This is a genomic window from Nocardia cyriacigeorgica (assembly GCF_029868385.1).
Taxonomy (GTDB): Bacteria; Actinomycetota; Actinomycetes; order Mycobacteriales; family Mycobacteriaceae; genus Nocardia; species Nocardia cyriacigeorgica_F.
In genome coordinates this window covers 474189-494649 of record NZ_JARWNX010000062.1, presented here as the reverse complement: position 1 = coordinate 494649, position 20461 = coordinate 474189, and the positions used below count along the sequence as shown (strand labels likewise).

19 protein-coding genes are annotated in these 20461 nt (G+C 68.1%); all 19 read left to right on the top strand.

Features of this window, described 5'->3' with window-relative positions; all coding sequences use genetic code 11:
• Positions 1 to 40 precede the first annotated feature (40 nt).
• The 19 genes from QH168_RS25065 (at position 41) to QH168_RS24975 (ending at position 20434) form a co-directional block, all read left to right on the top strand.
• On the top strand, positions 41 to 664 hold the full coding sequence (locus QH168_RS25065) for an NUDIX hydrolase (protein WP_280468178.1): 624 nt from the start codon (positions 41 to 43) through the stop codon (positions 662 to 664).
• A gap of 263 nt (positions 665 to 927) precedes the next feature.
• Positions 928 to 3345: a RelA/SpoT family protein gene (locus tag QH168_RS25060; RefSeq protein ID WP_280468176.1), complete on the top strand. Its 2418-nt coding sequence runs from the start codon at positions 928 to 930 to the stop codon at positions 3343 to 3345.
• A gap of 260 nt (positions 3346 to 3605) precedes the next feature.
• On the top strand, positions 3606 to 5294 hold the full coding sequence (locus QH168_RS25055; RefSeq protein ID WP_280468174.1) for a cutinase family protein: 1689 nt from the start codon (positions 3606 to 3608) through the stop codon (positions 5292 to 5294).
• Between the two features lie 57 nt (positions 5295 to 5351).
• The gene (locus QH168_RS25050) at positions 5352 to 6263 is read left to right on the top strand and encodes a hypothetical protein (RefSeq protein WP_280468171.1); all 912 of its coding nucleotides are present in this window, start codon (positions 5352 to 5354) and stop codon (positions 6261 to 6263) included.
• A gap of 15 nt (positions 6264 to 6278) precedes the next feature.
• Positions 6279 to 7154: a MinD/ParA family ATP-binding protein gene (locus tag QH168_RS25045; protein WP_280468169.1), complete on the top strand. Its 876-nt coding sequence runs from the start codon at positions 6279 to 6281 to the stop codon at positions 7152 to 7154.
• Entirely contained in the window at positions 7151 to 7792 is a 642-nt protein-coding gene (locus tag QH168_RS25040; protein WP_280468167.1) for a hypothetical protein, read from the top strand. Before QH168_RS25045 ends, QH168_RS25040 begins: the two co-directional genes overlap by 4 nt.
• Positions 7789 to 8238: a hypothetical protein gene (locus QH168_RS25035; protein ID WP_280468165.1), complete on the top strand. Its 450-nt coding sequence runs from the start codon at positions 7789 to 7791 to the stop codon at positions 8236 to 8238. The genes QH168_RS25040 and QH168_RS25035 overlap by 4 nt, the downstream gene beginning before the upstream one ends.
• A gap of 61 nt (positions 8239 to 8299) precedes the next feature.
• Positions 8300 to 8596, top strand: a complete 297-nt coding sequence (locus tag QH168_RS25030; RefSeq protein ID WP_014351788.1) for a hypothetical protein — start codon at positions 8300 to 8302, stop codon at positions 8594 to 8596.
• Positions 8597 to 8604: 8 nt separating this feature from the next.
• Positions 8605 to 8874, top strand: a complete 270-nt coding sequence (locus QH168_RS25025; RefSeq protein ID WP_163825035.1) for a hypothetical protein — start codon at positions 8605 to 8607, stop codon at positions 8872 to 8874.
• A 68-nt stretch (positions 8875 to 8942) separates the two neighbouring features.
• Positions 8943 to 9554: a hypothetical protein gene (locus QH168_RS25020; protein WP_280468162.1), complete on the top strand. Its 612-nt coding sequence runs from the start codon at positions 8943 to 8945 to the stop codon at positions 9552 to 9554.
• A complete protein-coding gene (locus QH168_RS25015) occupies positions 9551 to 10372 on the top strand; it encodes a hypothetical protein (protein ID WP_280468161.1) in 822 nt (273 codons plus the stop codon). Before QH168_RS25020 ends, QH168_RS25015 begins: the two co-directional genes overlap by 4 nt.
• A gap of 113 nt (positions 10373 to 10485) precedes the next feature.
• Positions 10486 to 11949 carry a hypothetical protein gene (locus QH168_RS25010; RefSeq protein WP_280468159.1) on the top strand — a complete coding sequence of 488 codons (1464 nt, stop codon included), beginning with the start codon at positions 10486 to 10488 and terminating at the stop codon, positions 11947 to 11949.
• Complete coding sequence (locus tag QH168_RS25005; protein WP_280468157.1) at positions 11946 to 13436, top strand: SCO6880 family protein; 1491 nt, start codon at positions 11946 to 11948, stop codon at positions 13434 to 13436. Before QH168_RS25010 ends, QH168_RS25005 begins: the two co-directional genes overlap by 4 nt.
• A gap of 7 nt (positions 13437 to 13443) precedes the next feature.
• A complete protein-coding gene (locus QH168_RS25000) occupies positions 13444 to 15567 on the top strand; it encodes a hypothetical protein (RefSeq protein WP_280468156.1) in 2124 nt (707 codons plus the stop codon).
• Entirely contained in the window at positions 15564 to 15872 is a 309-nt protein-coding gene (locus QH168_RS24995) for a transposase (protein WP_280468154.1), read from the top strand. The genes QH168_RS25000 and QH168_RS24995 overlap by 4 nt, the downstream gene beginning before the upstream one ends.
• A gap of 16 nt (positions 15873 to 15888) precedes the next feature.
• A complete protein-coding gene (locus QH168_RS24990) occupies positions 15889 to 17574 on the top strand; it encodes a peptidoglycan DD-metalloendopeptidase family protein (RefSeq protein ID WP_280468152.1) in 1686 nt (561 codons plus the stop codon).
• Complete coding sequence (locus QH168_RS24985; protein ID WP_280468150.1) at positions 17571 to 18179, top strand: hypothetical protein; 609 nt, start codon at positions 17571 to 17573, stop codon at positions 18177 to 18179. Before QH168_RS24990 ends, QH168_RS24985 begins: the two co-directional genes overlap by 4 nt.
• Positions 18180 to 18215: 36 nt before the next feature.
• Positions 18216 to 20051, top strand: coding sequence for a type IV secretory system conjugative DNA transfer family protein (locus QH168_RS24980; protein ID WP_280468148.1), 1836 nt, complete (start codon positions 18216 to 18218; stop codon positions 20049 to 20051).
• Complete coding sequence (locus QH168_RS24975) at positions 20048 to 20434, top strand: DUF4913 domain-containing protein (protein WP_280468147.1); 387 nt, start codon at positions 20048 to 20050, stop codon at positions 20432 to 20434. Before QH168_RS24980 ends, QH168_RS24975 begins: the two co-directional genes overlap by 4 nt.
• The last annotated feature ends 27 nt before the right edge of the window (positions 20435 to 20461 follow it).

The following is a 20461-nucleotide window of genomic DNA, read 5'->3' as shown; positions in this document are numbered from 1 at the left end:
GCGTCCCGCGAACGGGCGGTGGTAGGCGAGGATGGTCGACGTGGAGCAGTCGGCGGTGTCGGTGGATGTGGTCACTTTGCGGTGCTGGGGCGATGACGAGGGGGTGCGGGTCGGCATCGCCGCGCGCGACTTCGAACCGTTCCTCGGTGAGCTGGCCCTGCCCGGTGTGCTACTGGGTCGGGGCGAGCGACTGGTCGAGGCGGCGCATCGGGCCGTGCGCACCAAACTCGGCGTACCGGAGGCGGCGATCAGCGCGGCCGGTCAGCTGATCACCTTCGACGAACCCCACCGCGATCCACGCGGACCGACCCTGTCCATCGCCATGTGGGCGATCGTCACACCGCACGACGGACCAGCGGAATGGGTCGAGTTCGACGCGATACCGGCGCTCGCCTTCGACCACAACCGCATCGTCACCGAGAGTCGGACGCTGCTGGCGCGGATGCTGTGGAAGGACGTCGCGTTCACCCGCGCGCTGGCCGGGGTCGAGTTCCCCGCCACCAGGGCGGTCGAACTGACCACCGGGCTCGGCGGCGCCCGCCCCGATCCGGCCAATCTCAACCGCACCCTCGCCACGGTTCCTGGATTGACCAGGACTGCCGAGCGCAGGCGGATCAAACCGACCGGACGCCCCGCCGTCATCTGGGCATTCGACCAGGAGTGAGTTGTCCCGAGTAGCGTGCCGCCGGAGCGCTGCTCGGAACGCCGCCGCGCGCCCGGTGAGCTGCGCCTCGAGTGATCGTGTCCATGGTCACCATGGGGGAAGGAGTGGGCCCGGTTCGGCGTTGTCTATCGGTACGAAAGTGCCAGAAAATGGGTGGAGCAACCTGTTGTCGGACGGTGTGCTGGAGCGGGGGCTAGAGTTGATGGTCCGGGAGGTTGCGGTGGTCGGATGAGGTCCCGGCCACAGCGTGGAGAGGTGGTGGCATGACTCAGCATCTGGGCGAGGCGAACGTCGAGCAATCGGCTGCCTCGCGGCCCGGCGGTGCGCCGGCCACCTCGTCCGATGGTGCTGCGGCTCAGCCCGCACGGCCCGCGACCCCTGGACCCAACCCCGAAGTGGTGCGCCAAGGCGGCCCGGCGGCGGTGCCGACGTCGGCGTCGCGGCGGGTGCGGGCGCGGCTGGCCCGCCGGATGACCGGCCAGCGTGGCATCGCGGCGGTCAAGCCGGTGCTCGAGCCGCTGGCCACGGTGCATCGCGAGCTGTATCCGAAGGCGAACCTGACGCTGTTGCAGCGCGCCTTCGACGTCGCCGACGAGCGCCACTCCAAGCAGTTCCGCAAATCCGGCGACCCCTACATCACCCATCCGCTCGCGGTGGCCAACATTCTGGCCGAGCTCGGCATGGACACCACCACCCTGGTGGCGGCGCTGTTGCACGACACCGTGGAGGACACCGGCTACTCCCTCGAGCAGCTCACCGCCGATTTCGGCGCCGAGGTGGCGCATCTGGTCGACGGTGTCACCAAACTGGACAAGGTCAATCTCGGCGCGGCCGCCGAGGCCGAGACCATCCGCAAGATGATCATCGCCATGGCCCGCGATCCCCGTGTGCTGGTGATCAAGGTGGCCGACCGGCTGCACAACATGCGCACCATGCGGTTCCTGCCGCCGGAGAAGCAGGCCAAGAAGGCCAAGGAAACCCTCGAGGTGATCGCGCCGCTGGCCCATCGCCTCGGTATGGCCACCGTCAAATGGGAGCTGGAGGACCTGGCCTTCGCCATCCTGCATCCCAAGAAGTACGACGAGATCGTGCGCCTGGTGGCCGACCGCGCGCCCTCACGTGACACCTATCTGGCGAAGGTGCGCGCCGAGATCGTCAATACCCTGGCCGCCAGCCGGATCAACGCCATCGTCGAGGGCAGGCCCAAGCATTACTGGTCGATCTACCAGAAGATGATCGTCAAGGGTAAGGACTTCGACGACATCCACGATCTGGTCGGCATCCGCATCCTCTGCGATGAGGTGCGCGACTGCTACGCGGCCGTCGGTGTCGTGCATTCGCTGTGGCAGCCGATGGCCGGGCGGTTCAAGGACTACATCGCCCAGCCGCGCTACGGCGTCTACCAATCGCTGCACACCACCGTCGTCGGCCCGGACGGCAAGCCGCTCGAGGTGCAGATCCGCACCCAGGACATGCACCGCACCGCCGAATTCGGTATCGCGGCGCACTGGCGATACAAGGAGACCCGCGGTAAGCACTCCAGCGATACCGCCGAGGTCGACGATATGGCGTGGATGCGCCAGTTGCTCGACTGGCAGCGTGAGGCCGCCGACCCCGCCGAATTCCTCGAATCGCTGCGCTTCGACCTCAAGGCGCCGGAGATCTTCGTGTTCACCCCCAAGGGTGATGTGATCACGCTGCCGCAGAAGTCCACCCCGGTGGACTTCGCCTACGCCGTGCACACCGAGGTCGGCCACCGCTGCATCGGCGCCCGGGTCAACGGGCGGCTGGTCGCACTGGAACGCCAGCTGGAGAACGGTGAGGTCGTCGAGGTGTTCACCTCGAAGGCACAGAACGCCGGACCGAGCCGCGACTGGCAGGGCTTCGTCGTCTCGCCGCGAGCCAAGGCCAAGATCCGCCAGTGGTTCGCCAAGGAACGTCGCGAAGAGGCGCTCGAGAGCGGTAAAGAGCAGATCAACAAGGAAGTCCGCCGCGTCGGACTGCCACTGCAACGGCTCATGAATGTCGACGCCATGAACGCCGTCGCCAAGGAGCTGCACTACACCGATATCTCGGCGCTCTACACCGCCGTCGGCGAACACCAGGTCTCCGCCCATCACGTCGTCCAGCGCCTGATGGCGCAGCTCGGCGGCATCGGCGATGTGGAAAACGAACTCGCCGAACGGTCGACGCCATCGACCACGCCGGCGCGTCAACGCGTCTCCGGCGACGCCGGTGTGCTGATCCCCGGCGCCGAGGGCACGGTGGCCAAACTGGCCAAATGTTGTACGCCGGTGCCCGGCGACGAGATCATGGGCTTCGTGACCCGCGGTGGCGCGGTGAGCGTGCACCGGGTCGACTGCACCAATGCCGGATCGTTGCAGGCGCAGTCCGAACGCATCATCGACGTGGAGTGGGCGCCATCGCCGTCGTCGGTGTTCCTGGTCGCCATCCAGATCGAGGCGCTCGACCGCACCAGGCTGCTCTCCGATGTCACCAAGGTGCTCGCCGACGAGAAGGTCAACATCCTGTCCGCCTCGGTGGCCACCCACGGCGACCGGGTGGCGATCAGCAAGTTCACCTTCGAGATGGGCGATCCGAAACATCTGGGGCACATCCTCAACGTCGTGCGCAATGTCGAGGGCGTCTACGACGTCTACCGGGTCACCTCCGCGGCCTGACGCAGTCATCGCACGGCCGCGGCCGACCGCGGTTCGGCAGGCGTGGTCCGGGCCGTCGAGATGTCATGGGGGCTTGGCAGGCCTCCCGGCGAGTTCGGAAACTTTGGCACAGGTCCAATTCGGCGCGCCGTGGCGTATCCGGACCCGTGCGGTGGGTCCTGTAAAGTTTCCACCGCTTCAGCGGTGATAGCCGGAATCTGTTACGGTCTATTGCGTTTCACGACGCTGGGTTACTGCTGCAACACGGATTGCGGGTCGCTATGGCTGGATGCACGGCACGATTGTCGGGGGTGCTGATCGCACTCACCGTCGCTGTGTCGACCGCTACCGCCGGTACGGTCGCGAGTGGTACGGCATCGGCGCAGGCCCCCGATCTCACGGGCCCGTCGACGAATTTGCCGATCAGTAGCTGTCCCGCGCTGTACGCGTTGGGAATTCAGGGCACCGGACAGTCGTCTCCGGACGCCGCACCCACCACCGACACCGGAATGCTGTCGACGGTCTTCCTGCCGATGATGGCCAAAGCGCCAGATCACGGACTTGTCGATCGCGCTTATGTGCCTTATGAATCCGGCTTCGGCGGCGCCACCGGTGGTGGGGTCGTACCGTATTCGGAATCGGTAGCCGGAGGGTTGTCGAGGCTGCGCACCATGGCGACATCCGTGGCCGAGCGCTGCCCGGACACCAGATTCGGGATCGTCGGCTACTCCCAGGGCGCGCACGTCGCGTCGATCTTCGCCCAAGAGGTCGGCCAGGGCACCGGTGTGCTGCCCGCCGAAAAGATCGCCGCGGTCGCGCTGTTCGCCGACCCGACCCGCAACCCCGGCGCACCGCTGTTCCCCGGCGCGCCGGGCAAGGCCACACCCGATGCCGTGCCCGGGACCGAGGGTGGCGAGCTGGCCGAGATCGTCGCCCTGCCGCAGGTGCCAGCGAGCGGCGGCGGCATCGGTCCCGAACGCGACAAGGCCGAGAACTTCGGCGCGCTCACCGGCCGGGTGGCCAGTTTCTGCGCGGCAGGCGATCTCGCCTGCGACGCCCCCGGGGGCGCACCGATCCTGAAGACGGTCGCGAATATCGCGGGCCAGGCCAAACTCAGCGGCGGCGATCCCATCGCCTCGCTGATCTCGGTTGCGCAGGCGCTCGCCTACACCTCGATCAAAACCGCCACCACGGTGGTCAACGAGGATGTACAGGGCAATACGCTGGCGAATCTATCCCTCTCGCCGAAGAAATCGATCTCCCAGCGCCTGGCCGATGCCGCCGATCCACGCACCCCGCTCGATATCCCGGCCGCGCTGCGCGCCTTGCTGAAGGTCGGGATGATCGGACTCAACGCGGTCGTCACCGTGGTGCGGTCGGTGTTGAACCCGGCCGCGATCGCCGATATGGCCACGGCCGGGCTGTCGAATCCGCCCGCCGCGCTGCTGATGCTCGGCACCAAACTGATCGGCGCCATCCCGCAGCTCATGCCGCCAACCACCGGCGTCCGGCTGGTGAACCAGGCCTTCGACGCGGTGGTGCAGAACATCACCGACAACAAAGAACTGCTCGATACCACCACGTGGGTGCGGTATTGGGATACGGTGCAACGTCACAACGCCTACGGCACCGCCACCGTATCGGCCAACGGTGACGCGCCGACGAAGTTCGTCGCCGACTGGTTCGCCGCCGTCGCCCGGGATCTGGCCGGTACCTTCGGTTCCGGCGCCACGCCGCAGGCGGGTCCGGATACCGCGCGGGGCGCCCCTGTGGCTCCGGCACCGGGATTCGCCGTGCCCGGCTCCGGCGCGTCGCCTTCACCTGAGGAATCCGGTACGGGACAATTTCCGTTTGGGACAGGAGTCGACGGCGCCTCCTTTGGCGGCGCGACTGCGGACCGAACCATCGAACCGATCGCGACGACCGACCGACCCGACACACCCGCCAGCTACCCGTTCTCCACGAACTGATCGCCGAGAGGGTTCGACGATGCGATACCACGTGCCCCGATCTGCGGGAATGGGGGAATGTTGAAGTCGTACAAACAGCTCGATCGTTGGTACGGCGCGCTCGAGCCGGAGACCGGCGCGAGCGACCCGGCGCGCCCCGCCGCGGACAGCGCGCCGATCGCCGACGAGGACGACGGCCCCGCGAGGTACCCCGACTACATCCACGACGACGAGCCGGTCGACCCTCCCGACCCGCCCGTGCGGCGTAGCGAATTCACCGGCGGCTGGTCGGATTGGGTGGCCGATCGAGCGCCCGGACCCGACGACGACTACACCCCGCGCGACGGTGAGGTGGTCCGTTTCCCCTGGCCCGACGACGAACGCCCGGAGATCGCCGAACCCGTCCGGCTCCGTACACCGCGCGAACTGCGCGCCGCCGGTAAGCGTCCCGCCGCCGGACGCGGCCGTGCGCTCGCCGTACTGATCGCCACGGTGCTGCTGCTGGTCGCCGCCGCGGCCGGTGTGCTCTACCTGCTGGGCGGCTCGGGCGATCGGCACGCCGGTGAGGCGACTGCGGTGCAGTTCACCGCGGGCAGCTCCGATTCCGCCGCCGGTGCGGTGGACCGGTGCCCGACCGAACGCGGCGACGAGGTCGTACGCGGTGCGGACGCGGGCGGCACCGGCTCGGGACCCGACGCGATCCTGCGGTTCCAATACGCCTACTACGTGGACCGATCCGCGGTGCTGGCCTGGGAAGTGGTGGCGCCCGGCGCGGCCGTGCCGCCGGTGTCGGTGATCCAGCGCGGCATCGACAGCGTCGCCGAGGGCACCACGCACTGCGTGCGCGTCGTGACCCTCGATCAGGGGCGCTATTCGGTCGAGGTCACCGAGTACCGGCCCGACGGGCAACCGGCCACCTACAGCAAGCAGACGGTCACCACCGCGGTGATCGACGGCCAGACCCTCATCACGGGTATCACGGCCGGATAGAGGGAGAGCAGAGCGATGGGAGACGACTGGAGCCGCTGGCTCGACGACGCGCCGGAAGGCGACGCGCCGTCGGACCGCTCCGGGCGCACGAAGGCTCCGGTGGTGCGGTTGCGCGGTGAGCGCGGCGCCACGCGTGGCGGTCGAGGGGGGCACCGGCCGATATTGGTCGTCGGCGGTTGCGGCGGCGCCGGAACCACCACCACAGCATTGGGGCTGGCAGGTGAACTCGCCCTGTCGGGCACCCAGACCGTCGCGGTCGACGCCACCGCGGCGGGCAGCGATCTCGGTCTGCGTGGGGCCGATGAGCATCTGCATCCGATCAGCTTGCAGTCGTGGCTGTACGGGCGCGGCGGCGACGAACCGGCGCCGCTGAAGGAATGTCTGTCGCGGTCGACGTCCGGGTTCGGGTTGCTGTGGCGCGATGCGGCGCCGCTGCGCAGGCGTGCGAGTTATCTCACGGTCGGGCGCGCGGTCGACGACGCGGGCTACACCCCGGTCTACGACGGTGGCCATCCGATTGCCGGACGTCAGCTGCGGCCGCTGCTCGACGATGCGGAAGTCGCTCTGGTACTTGCCATTCCGGCCCGCACCGATGCCGCCAACCGGCTGCGGGTGACGCTGGAATGGCTCGACGACGAGTTCGGTGACACCGTCGACGGTCCGGGCAGCGGCATCGTCGGTGACACCACCATCGTCATCTCGCATCAGCAGCCCGGCGTCGATTCGCGGGTTGCCGACCATTTGCGCGAGCATCTGTCCGGGTGGGTCCGCGATATCGTCGAGATCCCCTACGACGCGCATCTGGCGCGCGGTGAACTCGTCCGGCACATCTCGTTGGACGAGCAGACGCGCCGAGCCTATGGGCGCCTGCTCGCCGGGGTGGCATCATGACCGCCGCCATGAATCTTCGCCGCCGCAGTCCCGAGCCCGCACCCGCCGGGGTGATCGCCCCACCGGAGTCCCGGCGCGCCCCCATCTGGGACCGCCCGGTGCCGGGCGCCGGGCGTGCACCGCTGGTGTGGTTGCTCGGCGTGCACGGCGGCGCGGGAGCCAGTAGCCTCGCGCACGTGCTTGCGCCCGCGGCGGATTCGGGCCGCCGCTGGCCCGGCGTCTTCGACCGCGAATCGCCCTTCGTCGTCCTGGTGGCCAGGGAGACCATTGCCGGTCTGACCCGCGCCCATGATCTGTTGCGTCAGCATCACGCGGGCTTCGCCGGACCGTCCGAGGTGCTCGGCCTGGTCACCGTGGCGGCGCGACCCGGCCGGATGCCCGCCGAGATCCGCCGCTACCGCGAGGTCGTCGGATCGCTGGCCGGACGGTTGTGGCAGGTGCCGTGGTATGAGGAATGGACTCTCGTCGAACCGGAGAAGCTGCCGGTGTGGGCGCCGGGGGTGGAGCCGCCGCTGAAGAAGCGCAGGATCGATCCGCTCGACGAAGTTCCGCTCGAGCTGCGCGATCTCGGCGCCGAGATCGTCGCGGCGGCGCGGGAGAGCATTGCGGACGAGGCGAACGAGGAGGGGGTGTCATGAGTACGACGATGGTGCTGCACGAGGGCGCACAGGCGATCCTGGCACAGATCGGGAACCCGACACCGGAGGCGCCGCCCGCACCGGATGCGGGTCTTCAGGTCGGCCGATGGGGGTTCTGGGTCCTGCTGGTGGTACTTCCCCTGGCGGCCATCGGCGTGGTGGTCTTCGTGGTCATGCGGGTATCGAACTCCGACCGGCGCAGGTCCGGCGGGCCGAACATCGCACCGGGATGGGCAGCGCCGGGGCAGCAGCACGCGGGAAATCCATACGGCCCCCAGCCCGTTCCGCCGACCGGCGCACCGGGAGGGCACCCGCAGGCCGGACAAGGCTGGAATCAGCAGGGCGCGCAGTACGCGCCGGGCTCCTTGGATCACAACGGCGCGCCACCGCAGCCGGGATGGGGACCGCAGGGGCAGCCACCCGTCACACATCCGCCGGGGCGCTGATGAGCGAACCGCAGGCGATGCCGTCGATCTCCAACCCTCCACCCATCGAGAAAGGCACCCGATGAGCACGATCCTCCTCGCCGTGCAGGACACATACGGCACCGTTCTCGCCCAGGTGGGCAATCCGACACCCGAGGCGCCTCCCGGGTCGGAGAAGATCTTGCAGCTGGTGCGCTATCTGACCTGGTTCGTCCTGCTGTCGGGCATCTGCGGCATCACCTACGCGGGCGGTAAGTTCGCCTGGGAGAAGTGGACCGGCGGTGGTCTCGAATCGCCGAAGATGGTCGCGGGCGCCATGATCGGCGGTGTGGTTGCCACCAGCGCGGGCACCATCATGAACGCCGTCATCGGCACGTGAGGTCGACGATGTCGAGTGTGCGGGCCATGGAAATGCTGGCCTACAAACAGATGCCTGCCGAAGTCGTCGAGCCGATCATGCAGTTGCTGAATTGGCTGCTGTGGTTCGTGCTGATCGGATGCCTGGCCTGGATGATCGTCTCGGCGGGCAAGCTGTGGATCGCGTTCCGCGGCGACCTGGCGATGAACGACTCCTCGCACGGCGTACTCATGAGCCTGCTCGGCGCGGGGGTGGCCAGTACGGCCTCCGGAATCGCGCTGGCATTCCTGCCTGCATGAGTCGACGGCATCGAAGCGAGAACCACGACCCGATGAACTCCACAGTGTGTGCGTCCCCGTGCAGGCAGGTGCGATGGCGCGATGCGCGCGGCCCGGTCGCGGGCGCCTTCGCCGTGACCTTGATGCTCGCCGCCGGATGCGGTGGCGGGCAGACCGGGCCGGATCTGTCCGCCGCACCATCCCAGGTGCGGTGGGAGCCGTTCCAGGGTGTCGCGTTACCGCATGCCGACCAAGGGCCCGCGCGCGAATCCGATGGCGCCGCCACGGGTTTCGACCATTCGCCGCCCGGCGCGGCGCTGGCCGCGATCACCCATGCGGTCCGGCTGTCGGTGGCCACCGACAGCCAATGGCCGAAGGTGGTCGCCGAGGAAGTGGTGCCGGGCCCGGCCAAGGACGAATGGGTGGTGAGCCGGGTGTTGCTGTCCATCACCGGACCGGCGGCGCCGGAATACGCCCCGCGGCTGCTCGGCTACAAGATCACCGGATACACCGATGAACGTTCCGCCGTGGACGTCTACACCGAGTATTCGGACAGCTCGAAGGCGGTGAACCACACCGTCGTCGAATGGTTGGACGAGGACTGGAGGTTACGTCTGCCCGACCCGGACTCGACCGCGCGACCGGTCGAGGACATCGACGAATTACCCGGCGACATCGTAATATTGGAGGCCCCACAGTGAGCGAGAAGAAGGAGTCGTACGCGCGCGACCGCGTCTCCTTCGGTCTCGTCGCGTCCGCTGCGGTGCTCACCCTCATCGTGATCGTCGGCATCCTGGTCTATGTCGGTGGTGACGACGAACCCGGTGCGCAGGCAGGCGGTGCGTCGATCGTCGACGGGCCGGCCGCCGAAGGCTTCGCCGAACCGGACGCCGATATCTTCGGACGCCGCGTCGACATACCCAACAACCCTGCGGGACAGCCACTTCCGCAGGACCCCGAGGGGCAGGCCACGCCGTCGGACCCCGACTGGCTGACGGCGGCCCCCGCGGGGACCAGACAGCCACGCGGCTGGCAGCGGGTCTACGGCGCGTCGGTCCCGTTCTCCACCTCCGACGGGCCGACACGTATCGAAGACGGCCTGGCCGTCGGATATTCGCATACGCCGCAGGGCGCGGTGCTGGCCGCGGCGCAGATCACCTACCGGCTCAACGCGCGTCCGGCCGACCGTGATCTCTACGTCCGGCAGGTGCGGGTCTCCGCACAGCAGATCGCGGCCTACGATCGCGCGCTCGAGGCCGACCGGTTGCCGCAACAGCAGCCGGAGAACGTGACCAAATACTTCGTCGCCTCGGACGCGTTCAAGATCGACGATTATGCCGACGATATGGCAATCGTGCGCCTGGCCACGCGCGCTCAGGTGGTGGACGGCAAACAGTTGTGGGTGGCCATGCGGATGATCATGGTGTGGGACGCGGGTGACTGGCGGCTGAAGCCGACCACCTCGCAGAACCCGCCCGCGGAATACATCGAATCGTTGCAGGGGTGGACGGCATGGTGACCGCGACGGACACGCAGAGCACTGATACGGCAGTACGACGATGGGAAGCTCACGAGGGTGGCAGGCGAACAGCTGGACCGGACCGATTCCCCGCACGACAACGAGGGGTTGACATGGTGAGGCGAATTGTCACGATCTTCGCGGTCATCTTCACGGTGATGATCGCGACGCCGACGGTGGCCTACGGCCAGACCTACGGCTTCGACGAGGCGTGCAACGAAATCCACAACACCCTCGACAATGTCGGCATCCCCGGTGTGTCCATCGGTGATGCCGCCTCGGCGGTGTGCAAGGCGGGCAATGCGGCGTCGCACCCCGGCCAAGCCGCCACCGCGGTGAAGGACAAGGCCTGGGATTCGACCTTCGGCAAGGTCGTCGACTCCTTGATGAACGGCCTCGGTGAGGCGATCATCCTCGCATTGACCTTCTGGATGAAGGTGCCCAACGAGGCGGTCAGCGATTCCGGTTCGCTGTTCACCAAGATCAACGACTACACCTATCAGGTGCAGATCCTGTTGCTCATCGCCTCGGTGATGATCTCCGGACTCAGATTGGCCGAAGCCAGACGCGGCGCCGTCATGAACGAGGCGGCCGAATCGTTCCGCATGTTCGCGCGCGTGGTGTTCAGCTCATGGATGCTCGGTGCGGTGATCGTGGCCGGAACCATCGCCTCCGACCGGTTCGCCGAATGGATCATCACCGACTCCACGAACGGCAATGCCAAGAACCTGGCCGAGCTGATGGTGAAAACCAGTAAGCTACAAGCCTTCTCGCCTGGTCTGGTGCTGATCATCGCGATCGTCGGATTGCTCGGCGCGCTGGCCCAGATCGTGCTCGCCATCGTCCGGCAGGGTCTGCTGGTGATCGCGGCCGGTGTGCTGCCACTGGCGGCCGCCGCCTCGGGAATGAATACCGGCAAGCAGTCGTATCAGAAGCTGGTGGGCTGGATCATCGCCTTCATGCTGTGGAAACCGGTCGCCGCGATCGTCTACATGATCGCCTTCACCACCGCGGGCCACGTCGACGAGCTGACCAGCACCTCCGGGTTGCCCGATGCCGAACAGGCACAGCGCATGCTGGTCTCGATCGTGCTGCTGTGCAGCGTCGCGTTCGTACTGCCCGCCCTGATGCGCCTGGTGACCCCGGCCGTCGCGATCGTGGGCAGTGGTGGTTCCGGTCTGACGGCGACCGGTGGCACGCTGCTGGCCGCGGCCGGTATCGGTGCGCTGGCGGGCACGAAGGCCGTCGGCGTCAAGAGCACCGCGGCACCGGGATCGGCGGGTTATGTCAGCGGTGCGGGCAGTCCGCCGCCGGGTGGCGGCGGACGCGGTGGCGGCGCACCACGACCGGCTCCGCCCCCGCGCGGCGGCGGCGGTGGCGAACCACCACGAGCCTCCGGCGGGCCCGCAGGAGCGGCCGGGGTACCGTCCGGTGCGGCCGCCGCGGCCGGACGGATCGGGGCGGCACGAGCCGCGACGGCCGGGATGAGCCGGGCAGACCAAGCCATGGGTGACGTCGCGGGCGACCGCTGGGCCAACCGCGCACCCGACCTCGGTAGGAGCACCATTCCGCGATGACGAGCACAGACACCTACGAGCGCCGTTCCTACGGCCTGTGGCAGAAACCGCGCAGTGCCGGACTTTTCGGTCTGCGCTGGGAAGAGACCGTGCTCGGTTTCGTCGTCGTGATCACCGCGCTGATCACCGCGATGGTCGGCGGCTTCCAATGGGGGCTGATCGTGGGTGGCTTCGGCGTCGCGGTGATGGTTCCACTGGTGTGGCGGACGGGGGGCCGCTCCGGCTACGAGACGGGATTGATGATGTTCAACTGGATGCGTTCACGCAATCGCGGCGAGCATGTGTACCGCGGCGGCCGATTCTCCCGGATTCCGGGCGGGGTCACCCGGCTGCCGGGGCTGCTGGCTCCGTCGAAGCTGTACGAGGGCATCGACGCCGGCGGCTACAGCTTCGGCATGATCCACCTGCCGCAGTTCGCCCAGTACACCGTGGTGTTGCGGGCCTGGCCGCAAGGACATGAGGCGGTCGACCAGCCGGTGATCGACCGCTGGGTCTCGGCATGGGGCACGTTCCTCGCCTCGGTGGGCCAGACCAGCGATATCGTCGCCGTCGTGCCCGTCATCGATACGGTGCCGGAAACCGGAAACCGGCTGCTCACCGAGGTTTCCACGATCACACGGCCGGAGGCGCCGGAGCTGGCCCAGCAGGTGATGTACGAGCTGGCCACCGAATTGCCGCAGGAGCGGGTGCAATTGCTGCCGCGCGTGGCGATCACCTTCAAGGCCACCACCGCCGAGCGGCGTAAGAACCCGGCCGAGGAGGCGGTGGAGATCGGGCGCAGGCTGCCGGGCATCTGCGCCGCGCTCGCCGAGGCGGGTGTGCGGGCCCAGCCGATGGCGGCCGATGAGGTGATCTCGTTCATCCGGCGCAGCTACGATCCGGCCGCCCAGGCCGATCTCGAGGTCGCCGCCGGTGATCCGGAAGGCCACGGCCTGGACTGGGCCGACGCGGGCCCCATCTCGCACGACGAGAAATGGGATCACTTCGTGCACGACGGCGGCCGCTCGGTCACCTGGGAGATGGACGCGGCGCCGGAGGGCGCCGTGGACGAACGGGTATTGCAGCGTCTACTCGCGCCGAATCCCGAAGTGCCACGTAAGCGTATCGCCATCGTGTACCGTCCGCATTCAGCCGCCGACGCCGCCGAGATCGTCGATGACGACTTCAAGAACGCGCTGGTGGCTCAGCAGAGCGAACGCGGAGTCGTCTCCGCGTCGGCGACACTGCGGGTCGGCGCCACCCAGCAGGCCCGTGAGGAGCAGGCGCGTGGCCACGGCGTGACCCGCTTCGGGGCGCTGGTGACCATCACCGAGCCCCTGCGCGGCGATCTGCCGCGGATCGAGGCGATCACCCGCGACCTGTCCACACAGGCGCGGTTGAAGATCCGGCGGTGCTACCGCTACCAGGCGGCGGCCTTCGCGGCCTCACTCGGCTGCGGAGTGATCCTGCCCGAACACGCGACGATTCCGAAAGCACTTGCGGGGTGAGCGATTGATGGCACGCGAGCACGAGCCACCCGTACGGGAGCGCGAGGAGACCACCCGCCGCACTCGGCGGACCGAATCCGACCACGACGAATGGGCGCGGCCCGAGCGTCGGCGCGATTCCACCAGGGAGGAACCCGCCAGGGACCGCCGCACCCCACGTACGGGCGGCCAACGTCCGCGCACCGGTGGGCCGCGCGCCGACGGTGAGCGCTCGCGTACCGATACGCCGAGAACCGATCCGGCAGCGGGCGCCACGTCCGCCACCGGCCGCGGCGGCCGTACCCGGCCCGAACGCACCGAGCCGCACCGGGCCCGCCCGGTGAAATTCGACAAGGCCGCCGACCGCGCGATGCGCACGCCGAAACAGGACCGTGCGGCCCAGCGGGCCAAGGCCAGGGCCGAGCGGCGACAACAGTCCGGGCCACCACTGCTCGATGACGAGACCCGCGCCCGGCTGGAGATGATCAGCCGCGAGCAGTCCGGGCTGCGCGCGGCGTGGGCCACCTTCCGCGTCCGCACCGATGACATCCGCCGCCGCAACTATGCCGCGCGCGCCGAACAGACCTTCGAGGACGGATTCGACCGTCAGGTCGCCGAACTCACCGACCGCGGCTACGCGGGCGCGGGCGGCGGCCGGATGAACGTGGTGGGCCGCCCGGTCGAGTATCGCGCCACCACCGCCCAGGTCGCCGGTCTGTGGCCGTGGTCGGTCGGCGCGGGCGCACCGCTGATCGGTACCCCGCTCGGCTCGCATCTGCACACCGGGGCACCGGTGTGCTTCGATCCGATGAACTGGTTCATGCGCGGCAGTTTCATCACCGCGCCAAGCCTGTTCGTGCTCGGGCTCAACGGTTTCGGTAAATCCTCGCTGGTGCGCCGGATCGTGCTCGGCGGTATCGCCCAGGGCATCACGCCGCTGATCCTGGCCGACGTCAAACCCGACTATCGCAAGATGGTGGAGATGGTCGGCGGTCAGGTGATCGATCTCGGTTACGGGCACGGCAAGCTCAATCCGCTGGCCGCGGGCGTCCTCGGTGCGGTGGTGCCGCAGCTGGATCATCTGCCCGCACTGCAATTACAGGTGCTCCAGGATCTGCGTGCCCGCCAGGTGACACTGATCGCGGGCCTGGTGGAGCTGGTCCGCGGCGCTCGGGTACGCGATTTCGAGGAGACCCTGATCTCCACCGCATTGCGCATCCTGTACCGGCCGGGGAGCGGATTCACCCCCGACCAGCCGCCCATCATGGACGATCTGCTCGAGGTGATCGTCGCGGGCGGCGAGGAGATGATGCTGGACGCGGGCGCCGACAATACCGCCGAATACCAGGTAGCGATCAAGAACCTGCGCCGGTCGTTGCGCGCACTCACCCAGGGCCCGTTCGGCGCGGTGTTCAACGGCCAGACCTCGGTGCCCATCGACACCGAATCGGTCGCCGTCTGCATCGATGTCTCGCATATCCCGCAGGGCGACAAGAAACTCAAGGCCGCGGTGATGCTGGCCTGCTGGGCGGATGGTTTCGCGGCGGTCGAGGCCGCTCATACGCTCACCGACGCGGGGATGGCGCCGCAACGCTACTTCCAGGTGGTGATGGACGAGCTGTGGCAGGTGCTCGGCCTCGGCGACTTCATGGTCGACCGCGTCGACGAACTGACCCGTCTGCAACGTGGTATCGCCACCGCGCTGATCATGATCAGCCACACCATCAAGGATCTCCAGTCGCTGGGTTCGGAAGCGGCCATCGCCAAGGCCCTCGGTTTCTTGGAACGCGCGCGCGCCAAGATCTTCGGCGCATTGCCCGCCGAGGAGATCAAACGGCTCGACAGCACGATCCCGTTCACCTCTGCCGAGGAGGAGATGGTCACCGGCTGGTCGGCGCCGCAGGCGCTCACCGGTGAGGCGCTCAAACCGGGTCAGGTGCGGCCCTCACCGCCCGGTACCGGCAAATTCCTGCTCAAGATCGGTGAGGACCGCCGCCCGGGTATCCCGTTCCACATGGAATTCACGCTGTCGGAGAAGGAAAGCGGGATCCACGACACCAATCAACGGTTCGACGAGTTCAACCGGGTGCCGGGCTCCTCGGGTGGCGCCGACCCCGGCGGTTCGGATTCGGCGGGCGGGAGCGCCGCATGATGCCGCACCGTTCCTATCGCAAGGTATCGCCGGAGGTGCGCGACGCCGCTGTCGAGCAGGTCATCGCGCTCACCGACAAGTTGCGCAGCGAGTCCGAGGCGTGCCGGGTGGTGGCCGAACAGATCGGGGTGCACACCAATTCGGTGCGCAACTGGGTGCGTGCCGCCGAGGGGACGGGACTCGAGCGGATGGACGCGGTGGCGCTGCGGCGCAAGGTCGCCCTCTTACAGCAGCAGCTGGCCGCGGCGGCGGAGATGAACCGGGCCTTGGCCGACACCCTCAACGAAGCCCGGCGCCGCACGTGAACCCTGCGAGGGTGTCATGAACGTGCGCTCCGTGCTCGCGCTGGTCGTCGGCGCGATGCTCGGGCTGATGATGCTGGTGGTGGTGATCGTGCTGCCGTCGGTGGACGATCCGTGCGAGGGTGGTTCCGTCCTCGGCCCCACCCAGACCGTGCTGCCCCCGCTGGGCGGCTACGCGCCCGGCGATCCGCGGGCCGCGGGCGCCGCACCCTCGGCGACCACATCGGCAAGCCCTGCCGCCCAGGCGAATCCGGCGATCACCGCGACGCCGTCGCTGGCCGCTGGCGTGGGGTCGCTGCGTCGCACACTGCCACTGGCCACCGGCACCTACAGCGTGTCCGATGTCTTCGGTTCCCGCGGCGGCGGGCACAAGGGCGTCGATATGGCGGCCGCCGATGGCACCCCCATCTTCTCGGTCGGTGATGGCCGGGTGGTGGCCGCGGGCCCGGCCTCCGGGTTCGGCAACTGGATCGTCGTCGATTCCGTCGACACCAATGGCCGCGCGTATTCGGCGGTGTACGGGCATATGTGGGACAGCGGGGTGCTCGTGCGGGTCGGTGAAACCGTCCGCGCGGGTCAGCACATCGGTTACGTCGGGTCGGCCGGTGAATCCAGCGGCCCGCATCTGCATTTCGAGGTCGTGCCGGGCGGACGGTTCACCGGTGGTCGTCAGATCGATCCGATGCCGTGGCTCGAGGGCGCACCCACCCCGGACGTCGGTGGCGCGCAGGCCTTCTCCACCGATCCGCAGTGCGTGCGCGGATTCGGCAGCGCCGGTGGCGCACTGGCCGACGGAAAGGTGCCGCCGGAACTCGAGATCTGGTATCGCCGTGCGGGTTCGATCTGCCCGGAAGTCACTCCGTCGCTGCTCGCGGCGCAGGGCAGACAGGAATCCGGTTACCGTCGCGGCGCCACCTCACCCGCGGGCGCACAGGGTCTGGCACAGTTCCTGCCGGGGACCGCGGCGAGTATCAATCCCGATGACGGGCAACCGTATGTGATCGACGCCGACGGCAACGGCGTGGCCAGCGTCTGGGACGACGGTGACGCCATCGTCGGCCAGGGCCGCTATATGTGCGCCATCGCGCACAAGATCTCCGGCTGGATGTCCGAAGGCCGGGTACAGGGCGATCTCGTCTCATTGACGCTGGCCGCCTACAACGCGGGCGAGGGCGCGGTGCTGGCCTCCGGCGGTATGCCGAATCAGGTTGCCGCCCACTACTCCGAGACCCACCCCTACGTCGCGAACATCCTGGCGATGGAACCGCAGTACCGCGCGCCAGGTTCACTGGGCCGGTTCACACCGGGTGAGGGCAGCGGTGGCAGCCAGGTCGTCGAAGCGGCACACGATTGGCTCGGCACACCGTATGTGTGGGGTGGTGGCGGTCCACAAGGGCCGACCGGCGGCGGGCTCGACGGCCCCGGCCTCACCGCCGCCGCCGTCTTCGCCGCGTCCTCCGGCGCGATCACCTTGCCGCGCACCGCGGAACAGCAGTGGGAGGCGGGGGTCGAGGTGTCGTTGAACGCGATCGCACCCGGTGACCTCGTGTTCAGCGAATTCGGTCCGCGAGGTCCCGCCCAGGTCGGCGTCTACACCGGTGACGGGCAGATGATCCGCTCCGCGCCCGGCGCGGACGCGCGGTCCGCGGGTGGGGTCGCCGAGGCGCCCGTTCCCGGCGACGCGCGAGCGAGGAGAGTGCTGTGAACACGCGTGCGGTAGTGCCGAACCGGCGGCGCGGGCGGTTAGCCTGGAAGAACAGGGTATCGGCGTACGCGAAACTGGTGGTGGTGCTGGTGACGGGCATCGCGATGCTGAGCGCGGCCTGCGGTCGCGAACAGGAACAGGCGGGTCCGGGCGACGGTCCCGCCACCTCGACGACCCGTCGGCTGGAAGCGGTTCCGGCGCCCGACCCGGTAACCCCCGAAGGCGTCGCGGTCGCGGCACTGCGGGAGATCTACACCTGGAAACCGGTCGGTGAGGATCAGGGCGACTCGCTCCTGCGGGCACGGAAATGGCTCGGGCCCAGCTTGATCCGTGTCGTCGACGGTTCGGCCGCCGATGATGGCACGCCGGGACCGACGCTGCGCTGGTCGGAATGGTCGAGCGCCGGCGCGCGGATCGATGCGTTCACCTTCGCGTCGGGGGAGAAGGCTCCGGCCGGCGCGGATCCGAATGTGCAGCAGTTCAAGATCGGTATCGAGCAGACCGCCGTCTATCCGGACGGGCGCGAGGAACATCTCCCGCCCGCCACCGTCATCGCCACTGTCGTCCGCACACCGGACGGCTGGCGGCTCGACGGGTATCGGTGACAACGCTTTCCACACGGGAACAATCAGGAGGCAGGTATGGCGAAAAAGAAACCGGTGAAGGATCCGGCTGCTGTCGGACCCGACGCCTCCCTCATCCTGATCTATGCGGCCGGCGCGATCCTCGCGACACTGTGGCTCGCCCTGCATCTGGGCAATATGCTCGCGGTGACCCGCCAGGACATCCCGGTGAACCCGATCGAGATCGTCGCCGATCTCATCCGCGGCAATCTGCAATGGCCGCGGGCGTCGACGGTGATCGTGCTGCTCGTCATCGCGACGGCGGTCGGGATCGTGGTCTTCCGGCGCCGCATGAAGGCCCAACGCAGCAAGGGCAGGCTCGGCGTCGACGATAAGGCCGATGTGATGGGCAACGGCGGCGCCATCGCCTCGCTCACCGAAGCCGGTGTGCGGGAGAAGGCCAAACAACTCGGTGTCCGCCTCGGCTACGACGACGCACCCGGCGTCCCGATCGGCATCGGCGTCGCCGACGGTGTGATGCTGTACGGCTCCTATGAGGATCTGCACCTCGACATCTGGGGTCCGCGCCAGGGCAAATCGACCTCCCGCGTCATTCCGGCCATCCTCACCGCCATCGGCCCGGTGCTGGCCACCTCGAACAAACGCGATGTGGTCGACGCGACCCGCGATGTGCGCGAAGCCAAGGGCAGCCCGACCTTCGTGTTCGACCCGCAGGGCGTGGCGGGCGAGGAGCCGACGTGGTACTGGGATCCGCTGGCCTGGGTCGATGCCAGACATGAGGGCTGCGAGATGCGGGCCGCCCGGCTTGCCGGTCATTTCGCCGACGGGGACGACGGTTCCGATGCCAAGACGGACGCGTTCTTCGATCCCGAGGCCGAGGACCTGCTCGCCGGCTTGTTCCTGGCCGCCGCGGTCGGCAACCGTCCGATCACGCAGGTGTGGGAATGGGTCACCGATCCGGGTGATACCGAGCCGATCGTCTTGCTGCGTAACTCCGGTCACGACTACACGGCGTCGGGTCTGTCGTCGCAGTACAACGCCGACCAGCGCACGCGAAGCGGAATCTTCGGTACCGCGAAGAAAATGACCCGCTGCCTCAAATTGACCAATGTGCATCCCTGGATCACACCCGGACCGGATCGGAGGCAGTTCGACGAACTGGATTTCATCGATCGCAACGGCACGCTGTACAGCCTCTCGCTGGAAGGGCGTGGTTCCGCCTCCCCCTTGGTGAGTGCGCTCACCGAGGCGGTCATCGATGTGGCGATGCGCAAGGCGTCGAGGTCGGCGGGTGGGCGGTTGCCGATCCCGCTGCTGGCCGTGCTGGATGAGGCGGCCAATGTCGTGCGCTGGAAGGATCTGCCCAAGCAGTACAGCCATTTCGGTTCGCGCGGCATCGTCGTGATGACCGTATTGCAGTCCTGGGCGCAGGGCGTGCGCTGTTGGGGCGATGCCGGGATGAACGCGCTGTGGTCGGCGGCCAATATCAAGGTGCTCGGCAGCGGTGTCGACGATACGAACTTCCTGCGGGAACGGTCCGAAGCGATCGGCGAGCATTCCGCGATCTCCGCCTCGGTGTCGGAATCCAAAGGCGGCAAGAGCTATTCGCGTTCACTCGGCTCCTCGAAGACGTTCACGGTTCAGGCGTTGGCGACGCTGCCGCGCGGTCGCGTCATCGTCTTCCCCTCGGGCGCGCCGCCGGTCCTGGTGCGCACGGTTCCCTGGTGGGAGGGCGAATACGCTGACGAGGTGAAGAACTCGATCGTGCAGCATGATCCACAGCGAAAGACGCTGATCACCGACCTGATCGGCTCGCCATCGCTGGTGAAGGGGACCCCACCACCCGAACAGGGTGATGGGCACGGCAAGATCGAGGAGGTCCGGCCGCTGTGAGCGAGAATCAACAAGACGGTCTGATCTATTCGGGTGTGGTCGATTTCGTCGAGAACTACCTGAGTGTGGTGTACCGCAGGCAGGTCAGCGACCTCAGCGATACGGTGTGGTGCCCGGAGTGGTGGCAACATGCCGAGGCGGTCGCTCGGCTCGATGCCCTGTGGCGGGCGTGGGAGCATTTTCGTCAGGATCCGGCGACCGGCATCAGCGTATGGTTCCTCGACCACGCCGATAAACACATGGCCAAGCTGTTCGACCCCAAGGGGCCGTTCAAATATTGCAGTGTTCGAAACGGTCACAAGGACATGCTCGTGCCCTTGCCCTTGACCACACCCGATGACCGATTCTTCAGCAATCCCACGGAGCAGGACTTCCGTTCCTGAATCGGTCGGTACATACGACAACGCCCG